Below are 23289 nucleotides of genomic sequence, written 5' to 3'. Positions count from 1 at the left end.
AAAGAAAAAGAAGCAGGAAAATGTTTCCCTCGCTTCTTTAACAAAATACCTCTAATAATTCTTTTACGTTATATACTACTCTATCTGGTTCAATTTCACCTTCAGGCTTGGCCCTTTTTCGATGATTCATCCATATCGCTTGCCACCCTACTTGCTTGGCACCGATGATATCATTGTCAAACGAATCACCAATGTAAACCGTTTGCTTTTTATTTAGTTGAAGCTTTTCTTCAATAATATGAAAGACCTCTCGATCAGGCTTAGCATGTCCTAGGTCTCCAGAAATAAAATGATGTTCTGCAGGAATCCATTGCTCTAAACCAAGTTGCTTTATTTTCATCGATTGGTGCTTACCCTCGCCATTTGTAAGGAGAGCGAGCTGCTTGTTTTCTTTAAGCAGAAAATTCAACAATGCTTCCATTTCAGGGAACAAATTAATTTTTTGTTGTTCTTCTAAATATGCTTGTTGAAATTCGAGCGCTTTTTTTTCACTACAAACGATATCAAATAACTCACAAGCCTCCGTAATACGGCGAATTTGCATATCTAAAATAGAAACCTCTCCCGCTTCACATTTATCAAATAATGCATCGCTAACGTTCCGGCTCGTTATGTATAACTTGTCCAATTCTTCCTCTGAAAGTGGTTTTTGAAACATTTTCTTGTATGTCTTTTTAAAAGTTAATGCTTGATCGTACAACGTATCATCTACATCAAAAATGATTGTATCCATGATATTCCCCCTACCTACTTAATATCATACCATTTTCACATAAGAAAGAGGACAAGCTTTAACCTCGTCCTCTCCTCAGCTTTAATATAGGTTAATTTTCTCTGCTTTAGCATCTGTCGATGGACCATGAAGATATATATGAACATAATGGTCATTTTCAAGCGCATAATGTAAAATCAAAGATTCATCTACAGAGTCCATATTGGTCATTGTACTAGTTGGTTCTCCCCAGCTTTCGATAAAATCATCTCCAGTTAAATTCGTGCCAAAAGGAAGTTTACGAATGACACTGTAAATTACATCTCCCTCTTCCTCTAAAAACGGAATTGCATAAACGAACTGCTCATATTCCAAATTCATCGCACCAGATAGACCATATTCACTTAATAAATTCTCATCACCAAGTATTGTTTTAATCTCTGAATTAGGAGTAGATAATTGCACCTTTGAACCTGGCATATTTCCTTTATTTAATTCTGCTAGGTATTCATGTGATGTAAACCAGTATGGATCACCTACATAATATACAATCATTTCATCATATGGATATTCACCAAACTCTATTGTTTCACCAATATCACCTTCACCCACAACGAAAGTATCGGGGATGTCAGGTAACTTTTTCAAGGATGTTCTAATTTGGAAGTCAACCAGCGAAAGTGGTTTATCCGGTTGAAAACTAATAATGTCACCGACTTCAACATCTAATATCTTTCCGCTTTGAAAAGTAGCAAAGAGAGGTGTATCGTTGACTTTGTTATAAGTAATGTTAATATCTGCATCAGTTGTCACTTCATTTACATGAGTTGTATGTGTAACACTGTTTTCAGAATACGTATAACTTTCCGTTGTATGGTCGTCCTCTATAATAACTTCATTTCCTTCTGTACGAAATTCCCCAAATTGTGTAACAGTACTATTGATTCTTTCGATTACAATTTTATTATTTTCAGATGAAACTACTATAGCACTTGTTCCGCCAAATGTTGCTGGATCCTCATAAAGTTGGATGACAACTCGCTCACTTGTATCATCAAGTTGCAAAATACCCGCAAACCGAGATGGCTGATACATAAATTCATGTTCTCGTACATCAACAGCCCATACTTTAGTTGATTCATCATAGTTAGCAATAGCAATATAGGATGGCTCTTGTTCTAATGAAACATCACCATTGTTATGACAAAAACCGACAATTGAAGGTCGATGGCTATCCGCTTCAAGGAAAGCTGTGGTCATTTCAATTTTTAAATTAGAGCATACTTCTGTTAACTTAGCTTCTAAATTCACTTCGGTTAGGAGATCTTCTAACGATTCATTGGAACGACTAGACTTTTCTTCCTTCACTTCTTCAACTGCTTCTGAAGTCTCTTCCACAATGGCTTCTGCTCGTTGGGACTCATCTTCTGTTTGTTCTTTCATACCACATCCACTAATTAAAATAAGCAAAAAAAGCATAGTCAGTTTTCTCATAGTTGTCCAATTCCACCTTATTCATTTTTTTCATTATAATAGTAAAATATTACTACTTTTTTAAAACTATAACAATCATTTTTTATATTTAGGCTGGTTATTTTTTGTCCATATAAAAACTATATAGAAAACAAACCAACCATTAACTGAACCAATCGAAGCAAACTATTACAATTTTCTAACAACCAACAGCATGATGTTTATTGTCTTGTTAACGTGGGCATAATGGTAACATATTGTGAAAGGAAGGTGAAAATATGTCATCCTTATATTCACGGGCACGTACCCATGGTGATCCCGTCTTTTGGAGCACCTTAGACGTTCGGAAAGATTTTAAATTACAACAACATGAATTCACTGAACATTACCGTATTTTAGATCCAGAAAACTACCGTATAAATATGGGATTAGATGAAACAGCTATGAGAAACGCTTTCTATCAAATAATAGATGGTGAGGAACAAGCTCAAAACGAAAATATCATATAAAATGATACTTATCCTTTTGATATAAAATATTGTTAAACATAATAAAACAAGCCCTAATAGGTCCATTGATTTACACTAACAGTTCTTAATCCATTAACATTATAATAGAATCTAAGTTCATCTAATGGAGCACTAAAGATTGGCAAAAGGAAAAGCTGAAGCTGTCACCTATAGGACAGCCTCAGCTTTTTATTTTTTTTAAGCTCTTTTCCTTTTCTGAAACCAAATAGCTAGCGTTCCTAACACAAGTAGTAATAAGCCTAATACTAGTAAGTTAAAGGTTGATGTAGCTGTTTCAGGTAATCCATCACCTTTACCCGAATTTGTATCACCATCCCCGCCTTGGCCAGTTTCTTCATCCTTGTCAACTTCTCCGTCTTGACCGTCTTCTCCGTCCTGGCCGTCTTCTCCGTCTTGACCATCTTCTCCGGTCTCGCCATTTTCTCCGCCTTGGCCATCTTCACCGTCCTGACCGTCTTCTCCGTCCTGGCCATCTTCTCCGTCCTGGCCATCTTCACCGTCCTGACCGTCTTCACCGTCCTGGCCATCTTCACCGTCCTGACCGTCCTGACCGTCTTCACCGTCCTGGCCGTCTTCTCCGTCTTCGTCTTCTATCTCAGTCTCAGCAAAAACACCATACGTAGAGAAATGATTCACTTCCAATGTTATCGTACCATCTGCAACCTCTCCACCAAGGAGCTCCCATTCTTCACTTGACTCATTATAATAGTAAATGGATACTTCATCCGCATTATAGGAAGCTTGATTATATCCCAGAGTTAATAGGTATTTACCAGCGTGTGACTCGCTAAAGTCAAAGTTATACACATCACCAGCTACCTCAAGTCCTTGTTCGCTTGCACTATCTGCTTCGACTTTTTCAACCTTAAGTGTCGTACCTTTAGGTAAATCAACAGGCATCTTTATTTTAGTATCTGTATTTTTCACAAATACGGTATAACCAGGGAATACCTCTCCTGTTTCACCCTCGGCAAGCTCTGTATCATCTTGATCATCTTCTTCGTCTCCACCATCTTCCACATCATTAATACCAGTTATTATATCCATTCCATCAAATACAAAAGTTCCGCCTTTAACCACTACTTTAGCAGTATGATTTGTATCTTCCAGTCCGCGAATCGTGTAGGATGTTTGTCTGTCTCCTCTAGAATGGACTCTAAATTCTTCATCAACTAATTCACCATCGATATATACGTCTAGTAATGCATCCGGAGTCGCTCCGAATAAATTAAAACCTGTGCCAGAAAAATTGAAAATCATACTGTTGTTTGAACTTTCCGTTTCAGACGTACTGTAGATAGTAACACCTCGGTAATCCATGTATTGTTCTTCTATTTCATTGTCTCCCAATGAAATTTTTAACGTATGAGCTTTTTCTTCTAGATCTCTTACAGAATATCTCACGTCGTCAGAACCTGGACCAAAATTGCCGACTTCTTCACCATCAAGTTCAAATTTATAGTCTGTCTGATTTCCAGACCCCACAAGGTAATCAATACCTGTGCCAGTGAAATTAACTACTATATATGGATTATCGTTAAAGTCCGCCCAAGCGTTGGTACTATTAGAGCCCCACGCATTCCCATTTTCTCTATAGGCATATACTGTATTTTCCGAGTCGCCCACTTCGGAATCATTTGCTATAGTAACTATATTGCTTGGAGCTAAACCAGTGACCGCTTCAAGAGAAGTTTCTTCGGTAGTCTCTACTTCTGCTCTTACAAAACTAGTATAGCTTTCTTTTGCCACAACTCTTAGGGTGTGTTCTTCTTCTTCTAGATTCTCTATTGAGAAAACTTCCTTCACAATCGAACTGTTATTCAAATAGTTTGCTTCACCTACTAGCTCATCATCTAAATATACATCTGCTGTTCCATTTGATGGATTCGTTTCACCATAGAGTCTAATTTCATTTCCTTTAAATGTAATTTCCAAGGAATCTCCGTCATTTCCCCAAGCATTTCCACTGTTTGATCCCCAGCTACCTGAATAAAATACTTTATTTAACGTCCCTTGTTCATCCGTTGTGTCCTGGTGTCCTATCGTTACTCCATTCCACACAGGAAAATCTGCACTAGCAGTCATTTGTGTACGATTGAAATGTGCATATCCTGCTTGTGTAAAACTCCAATTACCAACGTAACCAATCGGGTTTAATGTGTCCGTATTATTTAATGCTTGTTCTTCTGTATCAAAGTACTTCCCTTGAGCACTGTCATATTTATCAGATTCATATGCATATCCCTCAATTGGATCTATTCTTAAGTTATCAATCAGTGTCTCATAATAACCTGAACCTAATGCAACTCGTCCAGCCATTACAGTTGAATCTTCATCTGTATAGGTATCTATTTCTCCACCATCAAGATAAAGTGTGAAAACATTTTCCTTCGCTTCAAACGCTAAATTATGCCAAATCTTATTATTAAAGTCTTCCACCGTTCCCTCTTTCACAACGCTACCCAATTTTAGAATTTCATATTTCCCATTTGAATAAACACGTGCATTATACGGTGCATGGGAATCTTCTCCACCAGCTTTTACTTGCCTTACACCAATCAATGCATAGTTACTTCTACCTTCTACTTCAGGTGTATGTGTATCTAGCAAAAAATCATATGAAACCTTATAATTCACCCAGCGGAAATCACCGAGCGTTGTGTTTGGGTTACTGTTTGATGCAGCTCCATCCGTTCCACCCCAAACTGCCCATTCAGCTCCAATAATATCGTGGGCCATTTTTTGTTGAAGCATATTTCCATGCGCATTTGCATCTGGAATATCTAAATCTGTACGTGCTGCACTTCCACTAGTTACCTGTTCCGTTGCTTTTTTTACAACTTCGAAAGCACCAACCTGATCTGTCGTGAATCTTGGTGTACCTCCCCGACGATCGACGTAATCTCTACCTTCATTATCGACAGGATACTCATCGTATTCAAAGTCATCCGTATATGGTAAGGATAGGATTGTGTCTTCAGATACATCAACAGGTTGTGATTGATATTCAAAATCGTTCACTTCAGATTCTTTATCTAGGGTTGATATGGTTACAACCGAATATGGTTTCACTTCCACTTCATATACACCATCAACTGGTGTAATTTCGTTAACCTTCTTAAACCAATTCGCATCATAAGCTTGTCCCGCATCTGCCCCTCGCGTCTCCCAAGCATAGACGGTCGCATTCTCTTTACCATTTAAATTTTCAGCATTCATTGTATAACTACGTGTATCATTTGTATTATTTGTAAACACGGTTGTATAGTCATCCGTTTCAGGATCTTTTAACGTCATATAGTTATGTGTACTCGTGTCAACCTGAACACCACCATCTCCCTCAGAACCATCACTATATGTCGCTCCTTTTACATACATCCAACGCTCGTTTTCAGGTGTAGTGTGGTCATCATATCCAACAAAGTTCATCACGTGACGAACACCTTGTACACCAGCATCTTTTTCATAAAAACCAGACCATGGATCAAACGCACTAATGAGGTGTTTAGGATTATATTGAGAACCTTGATAAAAAGCTGCTACAGATGGTTGGAAATCAAATGAAACTGCATGCAGCGGATTTTCGGTTTCTCCCGTCCAAGAATAAACGGAAATTATTCTAGAAATTATATCGACAACCCCATATGGACCGCCAACTCCATCATAACTTGGTTGCATATTCTCACGGTACCTGGCATTGATCATTGGAGATACACCCTCTGATACCCAAACCTCTTTTGTTTTTTTACCTTCAGACTTCAACTTATTTTGTAATTGTGTAAGCTCACTTGACCCATTTAAATCATAGTGCCCACTGATCACATCAATTTCATCAATTAAATCAGGGTTATCTAGTAGCACACGGCTAATAGATGAGGTGTCGCGGTAGCCATCTGCCGCTACTAGTTTAATATGTTCATAGTCTGACTCATAATTGGTCTCTTGTTTAATTTTTGAAGTGAAATATTTTAGCCAATCCACTTCTACTCTGTTATTACCATTCTGTGCTCTTTCATTTTGAGAAATACCAACATAATCTAGTTTAAAACCATACTCGTCATAAACGGCATCAATCGTTTGCTTATACCATTGGTAACGGTTTTCATAATCCCCAGATGCCACACCATTCCACGAAAAGCGTGGTTCACCCCAACGCAAAATTTCGGTTGTGATTTCCGGATTGATTGATTTTGCATCTGCCGCAAATTGGAATCCAGCTCCTCTGAGCACATTTGCTGGCTCATCTTGATAACGCATCGTTGCCGGTTCCGTTCCTGAAGAGGAATTAATGTCACCGCCTAGCTCTACTTTCACGTGTGCGAGCCCCGCCCCTGTTTCTGTATTAAATAATTGATTCATAATTTCCCAATACTGATCCGGATGCTCTTCTTTATAATCTAGCAGTAAACGAGAGGTATTATTCCCTGAGACCGTCCCGAAACCTTTGAACCGGTTAAATTCATCTACATCGTTTCCATCAATCGTAATTGTTTTGGTAATCACCTCTGCTTTAGACTCATTTATATCCATAAGTGCAAGTGAGGCAAACAGTATGGAGAAAACAGCAAGATAGCCAATAATGGCCTTAGCTTTTCTTCTTTTTATTATCATGTTTATAACCTATCCTTTCTTTATTTAGTTCTCGTTCTTTTGAACAATTTTAGAGTTGAATTTGCACTTTTGCAGATGAATTCATAGAGGTTTATGTATGTCCTGGTGGAGTTCTAGGGAGATGAATACCTTGAATAACTTAATTAATCTTTATAAAAAACCTCCTTTGCATATTTAAGGATGTCTCAAACCTTCAAATCAACCAACATCCATCACTCTAAAGATTAGCAAGCGCTTTCATTATCTCATATAGCATACAATTTTTGTGATAAAATATTTACTTTATTTAGCTTTTTTTTACATCTTTAACTTGGGGGGATAAAACGAATTCATTCCTTTTATATTCTGCAGCTTATATTATCAGTAACTTGTCAAGTAAGTTTTAAAAAACCCTTGATTAATATACTAATCAAGGGTTTTCGTTTTCGCTCTATCTCTGGAATCCAGATTATCTTACTTCACCTTGTTATAGCTTCATCCTGATCTTTCAATGATGTCACATTAGCCTCAGTATCAACCACGTTCTTTTCAACTATTGACACATATTCATCTATAAGCTGAACGAGATTGGCTTCGCGTTTTTCCCACTTGTCTGTAAATTCCAGGCGATTGTCTTCTAATTTCGAAGAGGGGGGAGTTTTTAGTCGAAGTGTTCTAGTTGTATTTTGGATTTGATTTAATTTCCTCATAATTTCTGCATGATTTAACTTAATTCTTACCATTAGAAGAGCCCCCTTCTAATATTACTGATTTTATCTTCTACCCTATCATAAGCTTCTTCCCCGTAACTTAGTAGATTACTTGCTTGATTGGCCATACCGTTCAGAAAATCGAGTGAACTTTTTTCCACCTCTAACGAGACAAGTCTAGTTTGTATTAAGGTCTGATAGTATTCGTATTTAAAATGACCCGTCCTCCACATAATGTCGTACGCATCTTCTCGTTCGTTTTCATATTGATCTGCAAATTCACCACGCCAGTTTGTTCCTAAGTTTGGTTTTTTAATCATCTTAATTTCGTGCAACATTGACTCTTGTTCTCTTTGAATTTTTGCGTTTGCATCCCGTAATCTTGATATTTTTTCTTCTACACTATTTGCTCGTTGATTTATATCATTTTGTAAGCCCATAATAGTTGACCAAAAGCTCATACTTTCACCCCTTTAAGGTTTTTCGACTATATATCCTGTCGAGCATTTCACTACTAAGCCGAAAATAAACAATCTATCAGCGTAGAAATAATGCCACTTTGCATTTGCATTACAAAATGGCACCATTCAGGTAGAATATTAATCCATTCAAGCTTCTACTTTTGCTTCGGTAACCATATGTGGAACCTTTATTTTCTTTTCTTTAGCGTTTTCTACATAATAACCAAACCCAACTTCTAGATCCGGTTCTTTTCTATCAAATGGTAGGTTGAATAGGGTTTGCTCTGATTTCTTCATCAATACAATAGCTTGTCGTATTTGCTTAATTTCTAGTATTAAAGGGTCGTAACCTTTTGACAGTTCATTATTACTTCCCGAAACAATTAGATTAAAGCCCAGATGTCCATAATCTTTCATGAATTTAAGGAGTCGATCTTGTATCCCCTTTTCGACCGTCTGGACAAACCTAGCATAACCGTCTATCACAAATAGAATTGGTGTATAAGTGGAGGGTGCTCCACCATGTTCGATATCGAGTTGATATTCTTCTACCCGCTGATATAGAATTTCTTCTGTTTTGTCAAGCCATGACAAAATCTGTTCATTTTTACTAACAAACTGTACTGCTTCTTCTCCCATTAAACCCGACAATCCTCGATCAATAGAATCAAAAACAGCAATAGGATGGTCCACATGTTTTATAGCCTGGCGAATGAGTACTTTTAAAACATTCGATTTTCCCATTTGTGCTTGACCTAAGACCAGGCAATGCATCATTTTATTGAGATCAACATATAGGGGCTTTACGTGTTCTTCGTCTAATCCAACTGGAAGTAACCCAGTTGTTTCCGTATCCTTTATATAATCATCAAAACTATCCAAAGTTAATGTCAAAGGTAACATCGGAATTGGTTCAGGTTTAGAAGCATCTTTATACGTTTCTATTAACTGCTTAACATTTTCTTTTAATTCGTCTAACTGTTCAAAGTCATCTACACCATTAGTAGGCAGTAATACTTGTGAGAAATATGCTTCATCCGTTTTGATTATTGCTCTACCAGGAATTGCTTCTGGAGCAAAAGGAGTACGACCTATAATACCGCTTGCTTCAGCATGATCCATTAAATAATGTACGACCTTCATTTTTAAATTGTTCATGATTGACTGCCGCACTGCATTTACTCTTGTTGCAGTGATAATCATATAAACTCCTAAAGACTGACCGTCACGAGCAAGTTGGTTGATTTGAGTCTCTAATTCAAACATTTCCTCTTTGACAACATCAAAGTTATCAATGGCAACAAATATTAACGGTAATGCTTTTCCAGCTATCTTATTATACATTTTAATAGAGCTTACTTCTTCAAACTGGAATAGCTCTTTTCTATCTGATAATTCTTTACGAATAAAGCTCAGAAATTTATCAATTTTTCTTTCCTGATCTATTAAGAAATAATCCGCTGTGTGAGGTAATTGTTTAAGTGGTAGTAAACCACCATTCCCAAAATCAAGTAAGTAAAAATGGATTGCTTCTGGCTCGAAGCGGTTGGCAAGCCCAGATAATAAAGTTATGACAGTTTGTGTCTTCCCATATCCAGATGAACCAAAAATACCGACATTGCCATCTTCTAACACTTTATAGCTATATACGGTTTGACTTTGCTTTTCAGGTTCGTCAATGACCGAAAAAGAAATAGTATTTTCTTCTTCTTCCACAAAATCATTTTGGTACATACGGTCGGATAAAGGTGGTAACCAAGGACTTGATAGCTTTCTTAATTGCATCTCACTTTGGACTTTTTCTATTTTATCCACAATAATTTCCATCTCACTTACAGCATCTTTTGTTTGGTTATTCTCAGCAGCTACTTCTGACAAGGGAATTAAACCAAGATCTGTTACTATCGCAACTTCTTCTTCATCAAAGGATGATTCTTTTTGATAAGAAGCACCACTCCACGCAGATTGAAAAAGTTCATATACTTCATTATTTCCAACTTGCAAATACCCTCGACCTGTAACAGTTATTGCAGCAGCATCTCCATTTTTTAATATCTCTCTGCTGTCTTCATTATTTTGCACCTTTAAAGCAACGCGGAAACGCGCATTACTCCATATTTGTTCATCTATAACTCCACCAGGTTTTTGTGTAGCTAAGATAAGATGAACTCCCAAGCTTCGACCAATCCTCGCTGCACTTACTAATTCTTTGATAAACTCTGGCTCTTCTGATTTCAATTCAGCAAATTCATCGGAAATAAGAAATAAGTGAGGAAGCGGATCGTCCGTTTTCCTCTGTTTATATAACTTTGTATAATCATTAATATGATTGACTTCGTACTTATCAAAAAGGCGTTGACGTCTTTTCAATTCACTTTTAATAGATGCTAAGGCTCTAGCGCTGAAGTTTTTACTTCCTTCAATATTCGTTATTGTCCCTAGGAGGTGATGAATATTTTTAAAGGGTTGTGCCATTCCTCCACCTTTATAATCAATCAGTAGAAAGGCAACTTCATGTGGATGGAAATGAACTGCAAGGGACAGGATGTAGGATTGCAAGAACTCACTTTTCCCCGATCCTGTTGTTCCCGCGAGCAAGCCATGTGGACCATGCGCTTTTTCGTGCAAATTCAAATAAACCAAATCCGATTTTCCTTTTAAACCAATTGGAACAGCTAGAGACTTTGCTGATTCGTGAGTTAACCAATTGTTTCCTATAGCCAAATCATCAACTTCTTTTACATCTAACATTTCTAAAAAGGAAACGCTAGATGGAATAGAATTGGTCATCCCAACCTGATGGTCTAGCGTAAGTAACATCCGCGCATAATTTTCGTTCTTCTCTTGATGGTGTTGATCTAATTCAAAAGGAATTCGCACTGCTTTTTTTTGCTTAATTAAAATATCACCTTGGTAGTCATCTATGTAACGAATCAACGTATGAATATTATCAGAAAAACTCTCTTTCGCTTCTGCTGCAAAAACCACGGAGATACCTAGATGCTGATGTTCTCGTTCTAAGTATTCTAAAATCACATGTTCAGAAATTAACTGCTGATTAGTAATAAAAAAGACAAAGTGTGGTGAGAAGCGTAAATTCTCTTTATCTTCTTCCAAGTCTCGTTCTCTAAGAACTTCATAAATAGACGAAAGCAACTGATCTCTCGTACTTTCATTATATATAAATGCTTTGGCAAACGTTTGTGGCAGTTCAAAATGAGGAAGCCATTTCAACCATTCCCAATCGTTGTACTCATCTTCATTAAAAATAAAAACGAAACGCACATCGTGATAACTGTGATAAAAAGCAAGTTGACCAATTAATTGATGTAATTCGTTTTTGTAAATAGCTTCTTTTCCAATAAGCCCAATGGCACCCTCCGCAAGGTTTGCAGTTATTGGAAGGTTTTTAATTTCTTGATATGTACGTTCTAACTTCTGAGAATCCTCTAATAACTCATCCATTTCTCTGTTGGACATATCGGAAGCATTCACGGAAATGTTATAACTAGCTGGAACTGTACCTACACCAAGTCTAAACTGAAGAAAATCAGAACTCTCCGGTGTCCGTTCCCATATTCTATCGGATATTTGTTCAGTTAGATATTTCATTCGTTCAAAGGGAGGAAAACGAAAATTCAAAACTTCTTTTTGTCTATCAGAAAGTTTCTGGAGTTCTTCTCGTTTATTTTCTAAATAAAGTGTATAAACCCGTTTTCTCCTCTCCTCAGAACGTTTACGATTTCCTTTTTCCCTAAAATATTGAACAGTCGATGTGATAATTGTTGTTGTAAACATAACCGCTGAAATAATAATATATATCCCTCTAGGTATAACGATGGCAACAATTGCCATGACAATAATCATCATTAAAGGAGGTAATATAATTAACCATAGGCTTCTTCTGTTGTCTTCAGTCTCTTGACTTGGAAAAGATAATTGCACTTTATCTTCGGGCAACTCATGTAACATACGAGGAGTTCTACGGTAAATTGGATATTTTTTTTGCATTTCCGACTGAGGCAACTTCGTTTCGATTAGCTTAGAGTCAATATTCCGATTACTTTCCACTTGGATAACATCAATTTCTGTAAATGTAATCGTCATTAGTGGCCAAAATAAAATATCACCAACACTAATTTTAGTTTTCCCAACGATTCGATGCCCATTTTTATAAATAAATACATTATTTTTTGTTTCTAATTCCCATGTATCATTTGTTTTATAAATGATAAAAGAACCATTTTCTCCGACAAGAAATGGGTCTTTTTGCAAATCGCTATTCTCTGTATCAATAGAAAAATTCACTTCTTCTTTATGTCCTATGTAATAGGAGGAACTGTAAGTTGGAGATTGAGAAACAAAAATAGTTATTTCTAAATCGCCTGCAGTGATTGTATAGGCTTCATCTAACTCAATGATTATTCCTCTCATACTATCCTGTATGAGGTGGTAGACACCGTCCACATACTCGATTTGAAACGGATCATGAGATGCTGGGAATTTTGATATAGTTAATGTATGTTCCAGCTCAGAACCGATTGTTATTTTTCTATCTGAATGAAGGAACACCTGCTGATACGTGTCTTGATAAAACAACCACAAAGCGTCCATCTTGTCACCACCTCTAACGTTATTGCACAACTACGAATCATTGTTTTATGGTTTACATAAATAGTTATAAGTTTTAAAATTACATTTATGCTTCAGTTGCTTCCTTGGATTCTTTCTCAATTTCTTCTAATTCTCTCTCAATCTTATCTAACTCTTGTTCTCTCTCTTCACCAGTCAATTCCTGGTTGGCTTTCAACTGGTCCTGGTATTTTAGCAGACTAAATACAATTAATGCCTCATCTTCTAAGAATTTTGCTATTTCTATAGCTTCACTCGCTTTATTTCGTCCAATGTTTATCCAATAATCATAGTGTAACGGGTCAGCTTGTAGCGTAACTGTAGTCCCTACCTTTTCTTTTAGTTCATTGGTTAAGGATTCATTATATGCATAAGATAATGCTAATTCATATTTAACTACTTTTGGTATTTTTTCAATATCATAGGATTGAAGTCTTTTAATAACTTCATCATATTCATTAGAAATAAAATATTCCTGTGAAGCAATCGCATCTGCTTGCTTCGGTTGAAGAAAAAATAAGGAGTAAATATTATAAATAAGTGCAGTTGTAAAACATAATGAAATAGCAAAGAATATGTAACGGTTTGCTTTCCGTTTCTTTTTGGTTACTTTTACTACTTGTGTTAATTTTTCAGTTTCAATATTAATTTCATCAATGATAATATTAATTAAATCAATCAAATCTTCCGCAGACAGTATAGACAATGCAATTGGACTTAACTTTAAAGTTTCATGATAATTTAAATACTGATCAAATGTATATTGATTATCAACAATGGTTGCAACGGTTGCCTTCGTCTCCGCGATTAATTGCTCTGGGTCCTTTTCGTAGGGAGGAAGACTTTCTTTTACTCCATAATGTAAAAAGTAAGGAGTTAGACCTTGATCAAAAATGAGGTTCTCAGGACAAACAATTGCATGAGCACGAGACAAAGAATGGTTTTTAACTTTTTCTATTAACTGGTATGCTGTAACCAATCTGTCTTTCACATCAAAATCAAGTAATTGATAAAAATCAACATAAGAATCAGGTAAGTAATTATGAATATATAATTTATCATCCATCATTTCGATTTGCTTTGTGTACTGATTATTTAAATCCTTTAAAAAGGCTATCTCTGATGGCTCATCCAATTTTATTTTTTCCCTTTGAAACACAAAGGTAACTACATTGTCATTCTTCTTTATACTCATTTCTAACTTTCTCTCTAAATAGGAAATTGCATTTTCCGACATACTATTTAACTCCTTCATAGTATTTCAATTCGATCTCCTGTTGTAATACCTACATCAATTAAACGTTGCGTCGATGAAACTATCTTTTGCTTATTGACCACTCTGACCCAACACCCTTCTCTAGGTAGGTAACCAAGCTGCTTTGTCTGCCAAACGATATCAATCATTTTTTTAATAGAGTGATAGTTTGATAGTCTCAAATCAAATTTTTCTTGATTATACCGTTGAAGGTCAATGGTGATATTAATATACAATTGCACTCACCTCAGATTAGGAAGGAGTGCTTTTTATAAGCACTCCTTTTACAATGATTGTCTCGCAAGGGGGTAAATTAAGAACCTCGAATTTGACCTGCGATTTGTGCATCAGCATCTTGAAGAGCAGCAGATGTCTTTTTCAATTGATTAGATACATCCAAAAGTAGTATCTTCATTTGATCAATAGAAGGGCGTAGTTCTTGATATTGATCACTAAACGCTTCACTTGATTGGCCATCCCACATATCGTTCAAATTACCAATCATTTGATCAAGACGTCCAATCTGATCTTCCACTTGACCACTTTCCATTGCGTAACGATCTCCCATAGCTTCTAGCTCGGCTGGTGTCACACGAATATTTCCTGCCATAAATTACTCTCCCCTGTCTAATTAGTTTTTTGGGTTGTTATGCTTATAACTTACCTGCTTAGAATAAAAGAAGACAAAGTCTGTCAGCCTACATTTTAATCCTAAACGTTACATCCCATAATATACCAATACCATACTTTAAACATACGTTAAAGAAATAATTACAATAATTGTTAAAATCAGTAAAATTGTACTATCCCATTTTTATTTTTATAGGCTCATTCACTTAGAAAATAGTGACACTACAAATAATTAGTACTAGAAGCAGAAGTTTGGTTTTTCGATTCAAAGTTGTTAATATTTTTGTGAAAATCGGTCTACCATTTACGATATTTACTGTGGACGGGTTAGTGACAAATCATAGTTTTCTACTGGATATATAAATAAATACTTCACACCTTACCTACTTGCAATATTTTAGTAGAAGCCAGAGCCACCCTTTTCTTAAAGTCAAAATTATTCATCCTATTATATTATTGCTTAATACTTTTTTCGATTTTTGCTCCCTTTTGCTTATAAAATTTAGTAAAATTAAAGTCAAGATTGTAAATAGAAAGGAATTAATATAAATGTCATATAAAATGATTGTATTAGATTTAGATGATACGTTGCTTCGTGATGATCACACGATATCAAGTCGCACAAAGCAAGCTTTGATGAAGGCACAAGAGAATGGTATAAAAGTGGTATTAGCATCAGGCCGTCCTACATTTGGTATGAAGGCCATTGCAGAGGAACTCTCTTTGGCGGAATATGGTAGCTGTATTCTTTCCTTTAATGGCGGAAAAATAATCAATTGCCACTCCAATGAAGACTTGTTCAGTAGTACTTTGTCTGTTCAGGATGTTCAAAGACTGTATGAACTGAGCCGTCGTGAAGACATTTTTATTCACACCTATGTAGGAGACGAAATTATTACACAAGACGATAATCCCTATACAAAAATTGAGTCAGAAATTACAGGTCTGCCAATAAAACTAGTAACAAATTTTGTAGAAAGCATTTCAGTACCAGTCGTTAAGGCCTTAATGGTAGGTGATCCAGACAAGCTCAAGGTAATTGAAACAAAGCTTCAAGCAGAATTAGCAAATGAATATAGCGTGATGCGTTCCAAACCTTATTTTCTTGAATTTACAGAAAAAGGGGTAACAAAAGGGACAAGTCTAAACCACTTAATCAAAGAGTTGGGAATCAAACGAGAAGAGGTTATTGCTATAGGGGACAGTTATAACGACCAAGCGATGATCGAATTTGCTGGTCTCGGTGTTGCAATGGGAAATGCACCAGATGATATTAAAAAGATAGCCGATTATGTTACAGATACCAATATGAATGATGGTGTTGCGAAAGTTGTTGAAAAATTCGTTTTAAATGAAATAGCAATTAATAAATAGCAGTTGTTTAAGGCGTGATCAGGCTAGTCTGAAAGTTGGTTTGTAACTTTCGGGCTAGTTTACTAGACTTTAATACCCGAAAACAATAAAACGCTCTCACAACCTCGTATTTTCGATATTTTTCAACTGCACAAAGTTAGCCCAACAAAGCTGATAAAGGGTAGCTTTTTTCTTTCCATGACACTTTGAAGCAATAAGTATGATAAGCTACCACCGGAATCCTTGCTACAAAAAGAAAAAGAATCCTAAACAGAAACGTCGGAAGCGTTCTGATAAGGATTCTTAACTCAACAACGAAGGTTAGGGGCAGAAATCCCCTTCCTTCCTCACTACTTCACTAAATAATAGTGAAGATTGAACTGATCGATTTAATTATAGCATGTTCCAATGGTTAACTTCCAAATTCCACAAGATTCAAGGTACGACACTTTCTATATTTCCATTTCACCCTTTCCCATTAATGATTTTATCCAATTCTCATAATTGCTAATTTGCGAGTACATCGTCACTTCTGGTAGAAAAAAAGTAGATAAATTTGGCATATGAGCCAAATTTATTTACTTTTTATATTCTACTATTATTTTAGGTTCATATTTACTTAGTATTTCAAATGTTGTTTCTGAAGTTAAAATAACTTGATGTTCAATATTATAAATATCGGTTCCTGGTCCAGGTAGATTGTTATACCAGTTTATAAAATCAGAGTTAGTAGATTTATATAAATACCACTTTTTATTACTTTCCTCTAGATACTTTTCCCTTGCTAAAGATAATTCTTTGAGTAAATAACTACCCTTCATTTCATCTACAAAACGAAAGGCTTCGACGTAATTACCACATTCTAAGTGGTCATATATAAAACTGAAAATGTGTCTATCACTCTCGACTTTAATTACTAAACCATTTTGCGATTCGGTTAACTCTAATTTTTCTAAGTATTTACCATGATTGTATTTTGATGGATTCCAAATTTTCCAATTTGAATTTCCCATAGTATTTCACCTCTTAACAATAACGGATTTTTTCCTTACCAAATTGAAGTGTGGGTTCACTTCCGCTGTGACTTCTATAATAGCTAACATACCTTGCGTTGTTTTTTTTGACAAATGTTACTGATCCATCAGGTTTCACGTATTTTGTATAGGAAGTTCCAGGAGCTATAGTATTATGAAAATCTGAATTGTTGCGAGTATTACCGCCAGATCTAGTATAAATTTTAGTTCCAGCCTTAGTTGTATGACTATACGATCTCCCACCTCTAACAGTACTCCAACCAACAGGAGCTCCACCACCACACTGGATAGTTACTGATCTATCTATATTACTATCCTTATTAATAGTATTATTTTCAGTGGAGTCACTTGTTTGTTCTACACTACAAGGGTTATAACAAGATGCACTTACATCTTTTTCTCCTCTAAAAAAGTGGAGTAATTATTACTAATAAACTTAACACTAACATTGAAACAACTTTCCTCACAATTAACTTCCTCCTTAAAAATGTGATTTTTTACATAATATTATATTTTAAGGTTAAAGAATATTCAAAAAAATCCATAAAAATGAAGATGTTAATTACAGCATGTTCCAAGTTCTAATACTTTTATAGTGTGAAAAGCATCGTGTTAACCATATAAAAAATCAACAGGTTCATATACCAATGCTCAGATAGTTCATATGCTGTGAATGACCTTGTAATTGTGCTTGTTGATCAATACTATTATGCAAAAAGAAATAACCATCTCTAATAATAATGGAGATGGTTATTTCCCTTTTACTTCAAATAAATACTAAGTCTGATGATTATAAGAGAGATTCTTACAGTCTTTGTAGAATCAACTTAATCAACCAACTCTTCCTTCTGCAAATCTGCCACCAATACATATCGCTCTGGTGCATCACCAATAAAGTTAAATGGATAACACGTGGTTACAGTTAGCGTTGCCCGTGGTTTAGGAACGATAACCGTGCGATCATCTGCATCAACAATCCTTACTTTTCGCACTTTGTACGTAAACTCACCTGCTGATGTTGTAACAATTAATAGATCATTCTTGCCGACTTCTCCTAGCTCTCTGAAGACGGTATCTCTATGTCCAGATAGTACTGCGTTGTCTGCTTCACCAGGTAGAACACTATCAGCAAAGTGTCCAACACCTTTAGCGAGTTCATCCTCATCTGATCCATGAAAAATAGGTAGCTCTGCATCAATTTTCGGAATACGTAACACACCCATTTCCTCGCCTTTTTCTGGACGCGTAGGGTATAAGGTTTTGTCGTTATCATTTTCTCTCGCACTACTAACTTCTGAATCTACTGCAACTTCAGCAATCGGTTCGTTTGCATACTCTGTTTTAAAGAGCAAGTAGCCTTTTAAAAACTTGTAGGTATTTGTTGAAGTGAACCACAAACCAGTTCCAATAACGGTAAAGCAGAGGAAGAGAAGAATGAAGTACTTCACACTTCTCTTTTTCTTCTTTCTTTTCCTCATGCCGATTTTTCTTTCCACTTTCTTAATCCAAAGATTCCAAATAGAGTAATGAATAATCCGATTAAAGCATTATCTAAATAACTAGAAGCGGTATTCGGCATTTTTGCACCATTCACCGTTTTAACCGTTTGTTGTTGTGGCTGTTCTTTAACAATCGTTTCTACCGTTTTTATATCTTCTGTCACTCCGTCTAATATTTCGGAGCCAAACATTTCTGCCGTAATAATCACATCAGCTAAAAAGCCACCTTCTAAGTTATACAATTCTATTAATAAATCAAAGCCATCCGGATCCGTCATCTGCATTAGAGTAGATAAAGAGATAGGGTTTTTCTCATCACCAGACACTAGATAATACTTCGCATCTAATTCCATTAACTCTAGCAAATCTTGAAAAATATCTAGTAATTCAGCTATTTGTTCTGCAGTTAATTCTTCTGCACTCTCAAAATCACCAAATGCTGATAATCTCTCATCTAATTCCAATAGTTTTTCTTCAAAAGCAACATCAAGGAAATCAATATTCATAAAATGATCAAAAAGACTTTCTAGTTCTTCATCCGTTAAACCAAACTCTGAAAATAGCGACTGAAGCTCAGCTTCAAGCTCACTTAAATCAACATCTTGGTATAAATAAATAGCCATGTCGAGGTCTTCGATATATTCATAGTTCTCTAATGAATCATCATTTTCCAACAATAGACTTTCTAATTCTTCTAAAGTAAGCTCATATTCATCCAACAACGCTTGAAGGTTCTCGTCCGTAATTGGGGTTTCAATAAAAATAACTGCATCTAAATCTTCAATAAATTTAAACACATCACCAATAGCTTGGCCTTGCTCTAGTTCACCATTTTTCACTAACAGATCCGTCAATTCTTCTAGTGTTAACTCGTATTGCTCTAGTAAATCATTTAAATTCTCTTCCGTAATCGCTGTTCCTAAAAAATCCGTTAACTCTTCTAGCGTACTAAAATCATCTAATGTAAGTTCGTAAAACTCTAAGTAGTCAATAAGTTCTTCTTTTGTCCAATTAATTTCATCTAAATACGTTGTAAGCTCTTGTTCATTTGGGGCCGCAAAGATTTGAAGCGGGTTAATACCTACCATCAATGTAACTAACATAAAAACTACGACCAATCTTTTCAACTGTTCCATTCCTCCTAAAAATATATACCTACAATTTTTATTATAATCATAAATTATTTTTTAGCTAGCTTTATTTTTTACAAATTTATACTGTAAAACATTAGGTCATTTTAATAGGAATTACAATCCATCATTAGCCCCCTTCATCCCATATAGCAAAGAAAGTGGAAGGAGTATTTGAACTCTTAGATGAATAGGAAAAAGTATAGTTTATTAACTACTATTATTCTACCCTCGTATGTAGAAAAGAGGCATAGAATAACAATAAAAAAACACAAGAATTGATGGATTCAATTAACATGAATTCACTAATTCTTATGTTTTTCATTAAATTTCACCATATTCTTGAATAGGAGTAGCTGGAAGGTTCTTCATAATCATAATAAACAGTGATATTTTGTTTCCTCATATCATTCACATGATCTGTATAGTCTCTAGACATTTTATCTATGTCATCTTCTAAATGATCAATTTTTATATTACTTTGCTGCTGATGATCTATGATTTCCTTCTTTATACTATCCACGATATCTCCATCAGAGTGTTCTAACTCATTTTTGATATATGATACGATATCTGTGTTTAATCTTCTTAATTTATCTGTCTGATTATAAAAAGTGTATCTATTATTATCTAGATTCACAGATTTCGCAAAATTATAAACCATACGCATTCTGCTCATTCTAACCATCAACCCCCATATGCATAATCAAACATTTTTGCTATTCTTTCCTCTTCTTTAAAGTAATCTTCAATAGAATCTCTTATCCGCTTTACTAAATCTTTCTCTTTCTCAAGTTCGTATTCCATATTGTTAATCAGCTGTTGAAATGAAAGTGAAAAACTGGTAGGCAGTGAAGGAAGATCTTCCTGAACGTTGATACTTCGCATTTTTTTACTCCCTGGATTCCCTGTACGATAGAGCAAGTAATCATATTGCTTCGGATTACCCTCCATATCGTTAATCTTCCGCATGATATTTCGTTGTCTGTCTGAATAATCATCTTCAAATTTTGATTCGTATAATTTTTTCATTTTATCTATGGCGTGATGTTTGTCTTCAATAACCGTCATGCCTTTCTGATAAATACGAATAGCTGAAGAAATATTCACTCTTATCTTTTCTGCTCCATCACCTTTGGACATATACATATCATTATGAGAATAGGAAATAGCTTTATTCTTGGACAATGCATTTATTACTGCTTCTAATCCATGGGCATGGGCACTCACTTCAAAGTTCTTTAGGAAACTCGTATCAAACTCTTTTATCTCTGATACGGCATCCATAATCGTATCAACGTCTTTTTGAATAGAACGAAGTGTTTCGAACACTTCAATTAGTTCTCCTAGGTAGTATGTAGGGTTCACAGCTGTTAATAAATCATTTAGGGTTAAAGTACTCAATTTATCCAACTTCGTAGAAATCGATTCTAATGCTGTTTCTATGTTATGAACGGCCGATAACAGGTCATCTTTATCTTCTTGGGTTATGTATCCAACATCTACAAAAGCTTGAGCAATCGGTCCTAAATTATGATAGAGCACCTCAACATTACTAAGTAATTCTGGCACCTTTTCCTTCATATCCAAAAGCATGTAGACGCCTTTATAAATGGAATTAAACGAATGCTTCGAAAGATTCGCACTTCCAATAAAATTGTCTTTTTGCAGCTTAAAGTTAATCCCTGCCAACTCTACTGGAAAACCCGCTACTTCTTTAAGCTTACCCCAAAATGAATCCGCTTGGTTAACTTCATCAATGGATTCACCCACATCTTTATACGCATTCGCTATATTCAAATGCAACCCTTTTAATTCATCTATTGCTGACAATGTATCATCCACTACTTCTGGATTAAAGCCGGTTAAACTTCGCATAAATCCATCGAATCCGTCTTCATTATAATCATCCGAAAACCCTGCCAAAAACATTTGAACTGTCTGCAAATCTTTATCGGGTATCTTTCCTATTAAATTACGAATGGTCGTAACATCAGGGTTTGTATCAATGAACTCCTCGCGTTCACCAATACCCATAAAGCCTCGGACAACACTTGCAGCATAGAGCATATCTTCTTCAGAAGTGTCGATGTGGATAGATGATTCATCAATTTTATTCTTGTAGTATTCTTCGGTGAAGGATTTGAGCTGGTCTGGAGGTAAGTTGTACATGTCAGTTCGGTTGATAATATCAAATTTTAATTTTAAACTATCATAAAAATCGGAATCAATATTCGCAAGTTGATAAATAGTTGGTGGTGCAGCATTAATAGTATAAACCTCATCAAACCTATTTTCATCAGACTGAGGCATTAATTGTAGAAGTACAATATTATTACCACCTAAGGAATGTCCAAACCCTATTTTTTTTAAATCCGGAAGACTCACTTTATTACTTGCCATTATTTTTTTATTGACTGTTTTATAAAACTTTTCTGCATCATTAAATTGACCATCCCCTGCACCTACATAAATTCCCATTAAGTTATTGCCCCAGTCGAGGGGCCGCCAGTTATCCTTTTCCTTGGATTCACTGCCTCTTGTGATTGTAATTGCCTGGTTAATTTGGTTGTCGACACTGTGAAAATGTATTACAGTTCCATCAAAACCCGAATCCACTTTATTTTCCTGATCCTTTTTCAGCTCCTGATCCGACCGATAAATGGTTAGTTCGGATGGCAATTCTTCTCCGGTTTCTTCAAAGTAAATACGCTTAACCTCATTTTTAAATTCTTTGGCACTTAAATTGTCATATTCTATTTTCATAATTCTTGCACGTAATAATTTTGTATTCAGTAATTCTTCATTATCCACCCTTTTCACCCCAATCATTCATTCTTTATAAATTCAACCGACTTCATAAGCATCAAAGCTTTCTCCTTTTCTTTCTTGGGATCTATTTTACATTCTTTTTCATTAAAACAATGAAAAGAATAAATATATTCTATACCAACATTCCCACCTTTTGGCACTATATAACTAAAGAAACGATACACTGTTCTTTTACGGTCATCTTCCTCGAATAATTGTTGCTCTTCTGCTAAGTAAATGCGAGTATTCTCATCATCAATTTTCTGATAGTCTCCACTATACCCAACTTTAGTAGATAAGCTTTCCAAGTTAATATCAATGTCTTTTTCCCCATATGGAGAGTACATAACATCATAAGTATAATTGTAATTTTCTTCCCTACTATAATCTACAAAAGATAGACTTTCGAATTGATCTTTATTTCTTTCATAAAATCCCCCACTATCCATTTCAGCATTTTCCGGAAACA

17 protein-coding genes are annotated in these 23289 nt (G+C 35.5%); 2 read left to right on the top strand and 15 right to left on the bottom strand.

What is annotated here, in order from left to right; genetic code table 11:
• Positions 1–37 precede the first annotated feature (37 nt).
• Both QQS35_RS08870 and QQS35_RS08865 read right to left on the bottom strand, forming a co-directional pair.
• Positions 38–733 carry an HAD family hydrolase gene (locus QQS35_RS08870; RefSeq protein ID WP_285931635.1) on the bottom strand — a complete coding sequence of 232 codons (696 nt, stop codon included), beginning with the start codon at positions 731–733 and terminating at the stop codon, positions 38–40.
• A gap of 81 nt (positions 734–814) precedes the next feature.
• Positions 815–2206, bottom strand: a complete 1392-nt coding sequence (locus QQS35_RS08865; RefSeq protein WP_285931634.1) for a hypothetical protein — start codon at positions 2204–2206, stop codon at positions 815–817.
• 257 nt (positions 2207–2463) lie between these two features.
• Here QQS35_RS08865 and QQS35_RS08860 point away from each other — a divergent pair, with 257 nt between their 5' ends.
• Positions 2464–2694 carry a hypothetical protein gene (locus tag QQS35_RS08860; protein WP_285931633.1) on the top strand — a complete coding sequence of 77 codons (231 nt, stop codon included), beginning with the start codon at positions 2464–2466 and terminating at the stop codon, positions 2692–2694.
• Positions 2695–2892: 198 nt separating this feature from the next.
• Here the strand turns inward: QQS35_RS08860 and QQS35_RS08855 are convergent, their stop codons facing one another.
• The 7 genes from QQS35_RS08855 to QQS35_RS08825 all read right to left on the bottom strand — a co-directional run bounded on the left by QQS35_RS08855 (position 2893) and on the right by QQS35_RS08825 (position 14973).
• Positions 2893–7326 (bottom strand): LPXTG cell wall anchor domain-containing protein, encoded by a 4434-nt coding sequence (locus QQS35_RS08855; protein ID WP_285931631.1) that lies wholly within the window; start codon positions 7324–7326, stop codon positions 2893–2895.
• A 458-nt stretch (positions 7327–7784) separates the two neighbouring features.
• Positions 7785–8048: a YwqI/YxiC family protein gene (locus QQS35_RS08850; RefSeq protein ID WP_285931629.1), complete on the bottom strand. Its 264-nt coding sequence runs from the start codon at positions 8046–8048 to the stop codon at positions 7785–7787.
• Complete coding sequence (locus tag QQS35_RS08845) at positions 8048–8476, bottom strand: DUF5082 family protein (RefSeq protein WP_285931628.1); 429 nt, start codon at positions 8474–8476, stop codon at positions 8048–8050. Before QQS35_RS08845 ends, QQS35_RS08850 begins: the two co-directional genes overlap by 1 nt.
• A gap of 147 nt (positions 8477–8623) precedes the next feature.
• A complete protein-coding gene (essC, locus tag QQS35_RS08840; RefSeq protein WP_285931627.1) occupies positions 8624–13090 on the bottom strand; it encodes a type VII secretion protein EssC in 4467 nt (1488 codons plus the stop codon).
• Positions 13091–13175: 85 nt separating this feature from the next.
• Positions 13176–14345, bottom strand: a complete 1170-nt coding sequence (gene essB / locus QQS35_RS08835) for a type VII secretion protein EssB (protein ID WP_285931625.1) — start codon at positions 14343–14345, stop codon at positions 13176–13178.
• A 14-nt stretch (positions 14346–14359) separates the two neighbouring features.
• Positions 14360–14599: an EsaB/YukD family protein gene (locus QQS35_RS08830; RefSeq protein WP_285931624.1), complete on the bottom strand. Its 240-nt coding sequence runs from the start codon at positions 14597–14599 to the stop codon at positions 14360–14362.
• Positions 14600–14676: 77 nt separating this feature from the next.
• Positions 14677–14973 (bottom strand): WXG100 family type VII secretion target, encoded by a 297-nt coding sequence (locus QQS35_RS08825; protein ID WP_285931623.1) that lies wholly within the window; start codon positions 14971–14973, stop codon positions 14677–14679.
• A gap of 569 nt (positions 14974–15542) precedes the next feature.
• On the opposite strand from QQS35_RS08825, the gene QQS35_RS08820 reads away from it, so the two are divergent.
• Positions 15543–16367, top strand: a complete 825-nt coding sequence (locus QQS35_RS08820) for a Cof-type HAD-IIB family hydrolase (RefSeq protein ID WP_285931621.1) — start codon at positions 15543–15545, stop codon at positions 16365–16367.
• Between the two features lie 557 nt (positions 16368–16924).
• On the opposite strand, the gene QQS35_RS08815 is transcribed toward QQS35_RS08820, so the two are convergent.
• The 6 genes from QQS35_RS08815 to QQS35_RS08790 all read right to left on the bottom strand — a co-directional run.
• The gene (locus tag QQS35_RS08815) at positions 16925–17359 is read right to left on the bottom strand and encodes a hypothetical protein (RefSeq protein ID WP_285931619.1); all 435 of its coding nucleotides are present in this window, start codon (positions 17357–17359) and stop codon (positions 16925–16927) included.
• A gap of 848 nt (positions 17360–18207) precedes the next feature.
• Complete coding sequence (locus tag QQS35_RS08810) at positions 18208–18858, bottom strand: class D sortase (protein ID WP_285931691.1); 651 nt, start codon at positions 18856–18858, stop codon at positions 18208–18210.
• Positions 18855–20006 carry a processed acidic surface protein gene (locus QQS35_RS08805; RefSeq protein ID WP_285931618.1) on the bottom strand — a complete coding sequence of 384 codons (1152 nt, stop codon included), beginning with the start codon at positions 20004–20006 and terminating at the stop codon, positions 18855–18857. Before QQS35_RS08805 ends, QQS35_RS08810 begins: the two co-directional genes overlap by 4 nt.
• A 334-nt stretch (positions 20007–20340) precedes the next feature.
• A complete protein-coding gene (locus QQS35_RS08800) occupies positions 20341–20688 on the bottom strand; it encodes a hypothetical protein (RefSeq protein WP_285931617.1) in 348 nt (115 codons plus the stop codon).
• An 8-nt stretch (positions 20689–20696) separates the two neighbouring features.
• Entirely contained in the window at positions 20697–22823 is a 2127-nt protein-coding gene (locus QQS35_RS08795) for a DUF6792 domain-containing protein (protein ID WP_285931616.1), read from the bottom strand.
• Between the two features lie 14 nt (positions 22824–22837).
• The coding region (locus QQS35_RS08790; protein ID WP_285931614.1) for a hypothetical protein at positions 22838–23289 on the bottom strand (452 nt) is incomplete at its 5' end.

The organism is Aquibacillus rhizosphaerae (genome assembly GCF_030282825.1).
In the GTDB taxonomy this organism is placed as follows: domain Bacteria; phylum Bacillota; class Bacilli; order Bacillales; family Amphibacillaceae; genus Aquibacillus_C; species Aquibacillus_C rhizosphaerae.
This window is presented reverse-complemented; position numbering and strand designations above follow the sequence as displayed.

What these genes read in the sequence shown, in the direction of transcription:
- QQS35_RS08870 (WP_285931635.1), bottom strand. Translation starts at nt 733, where the DNA reads ATGGATACAATCATTTTTGATGTAGATGATACGTTGTACGATCAAGCA.
- QQS35_RS08865 (WP_285931634.1), bottom strand. Translation starts at nt 2,206, where the DNA reads ATGAGAAAACTGACTATGCTTTTTTTGCTTATTTTAATTAGTGGATGT.
- QQS35_RS08860 (WP_285931633.1), top strand. Translation starts at nt 2,464, where the DNA reads ATGTCATCCTTATATTCACGGGCACGTACCCATGGTGATCCCGTCTTT.
- QQS35_RS08855 (WP_285931631.1), bottom strand. Translation starts at nt 7,326, where the DNA reads ATGATAATAAAAAGAAGAAAAGCTAAGGCCATTATTGGCTATCTTGCT.
- QQS35_RS08850 (WP_285931629.1), bottom strand. Translation starts at nt 8,048, where the DNA reads ATGGTAAGAATTAAGTTAAATCATGCAGAAATTATGAGGAAATTAAAT.
- QQS35_RS08845 (WP_285931628.1), bottom strand. Translation starts at nt 8,476, where the DNA reads ATGAGCTTTTGGTCAACTATTATGGGCTTACAAAATGATATAAATCAA.
- essC (WP_285931627.1), bottom strand. Translation starts at nt 13,090, where the DNA reads ATGGACGCTTTGTGGTTGTTTTATCAAGACACGTATCAGCAGGTGTTC.
- essB (WP_285931625.1), bottom strand. Translation starts at nt 14,345, where the DNA reads ATGTCGGAAAATGCAATTTCCTATTTAGAGAGAAAGTTAGAAATGAGT.
- QQS35_RS08825 (WP_285931623.1), bottom strand. Translation starts at nt 14,973, where the DNA reads ATGGCAGGAAATATTCGTGTGACACCAGCCGAGCTAGAAGCTATGGGA.
- QQS35_RS08820 (WP_285931621.1), top strand. Translation starts at nt 15,543, where the DNA reads ATGTCATATAAAATGATTGTATTAGATTTAGATGATACGTTGCTTCGT.
- QQS35_RS08815 (WP_285931619.1), bottom strand. Translation starts at nt 17,359, where the DNA reads ATGGGAAATTCAAATTGGAAAATTTGGAATCCATCAAAATACAATCAT.
- QQS35_RS08810 (WP_285931691.1), bottom strand. Translation starts at nt 18,858, where the DNA reads ATGAGGAAAAGAAAGAAGAAAAAGAGAAGTGTGAAGTACTTCATTCTT.
- QQS35_RS08800 (WP_285931617.1), bottom strand. Translation starts at nt 20,688, where the DNA reads ATGAGCAGAATGCGTATGGTTTATAATTTTGCGAAATCTGTGAATCTA.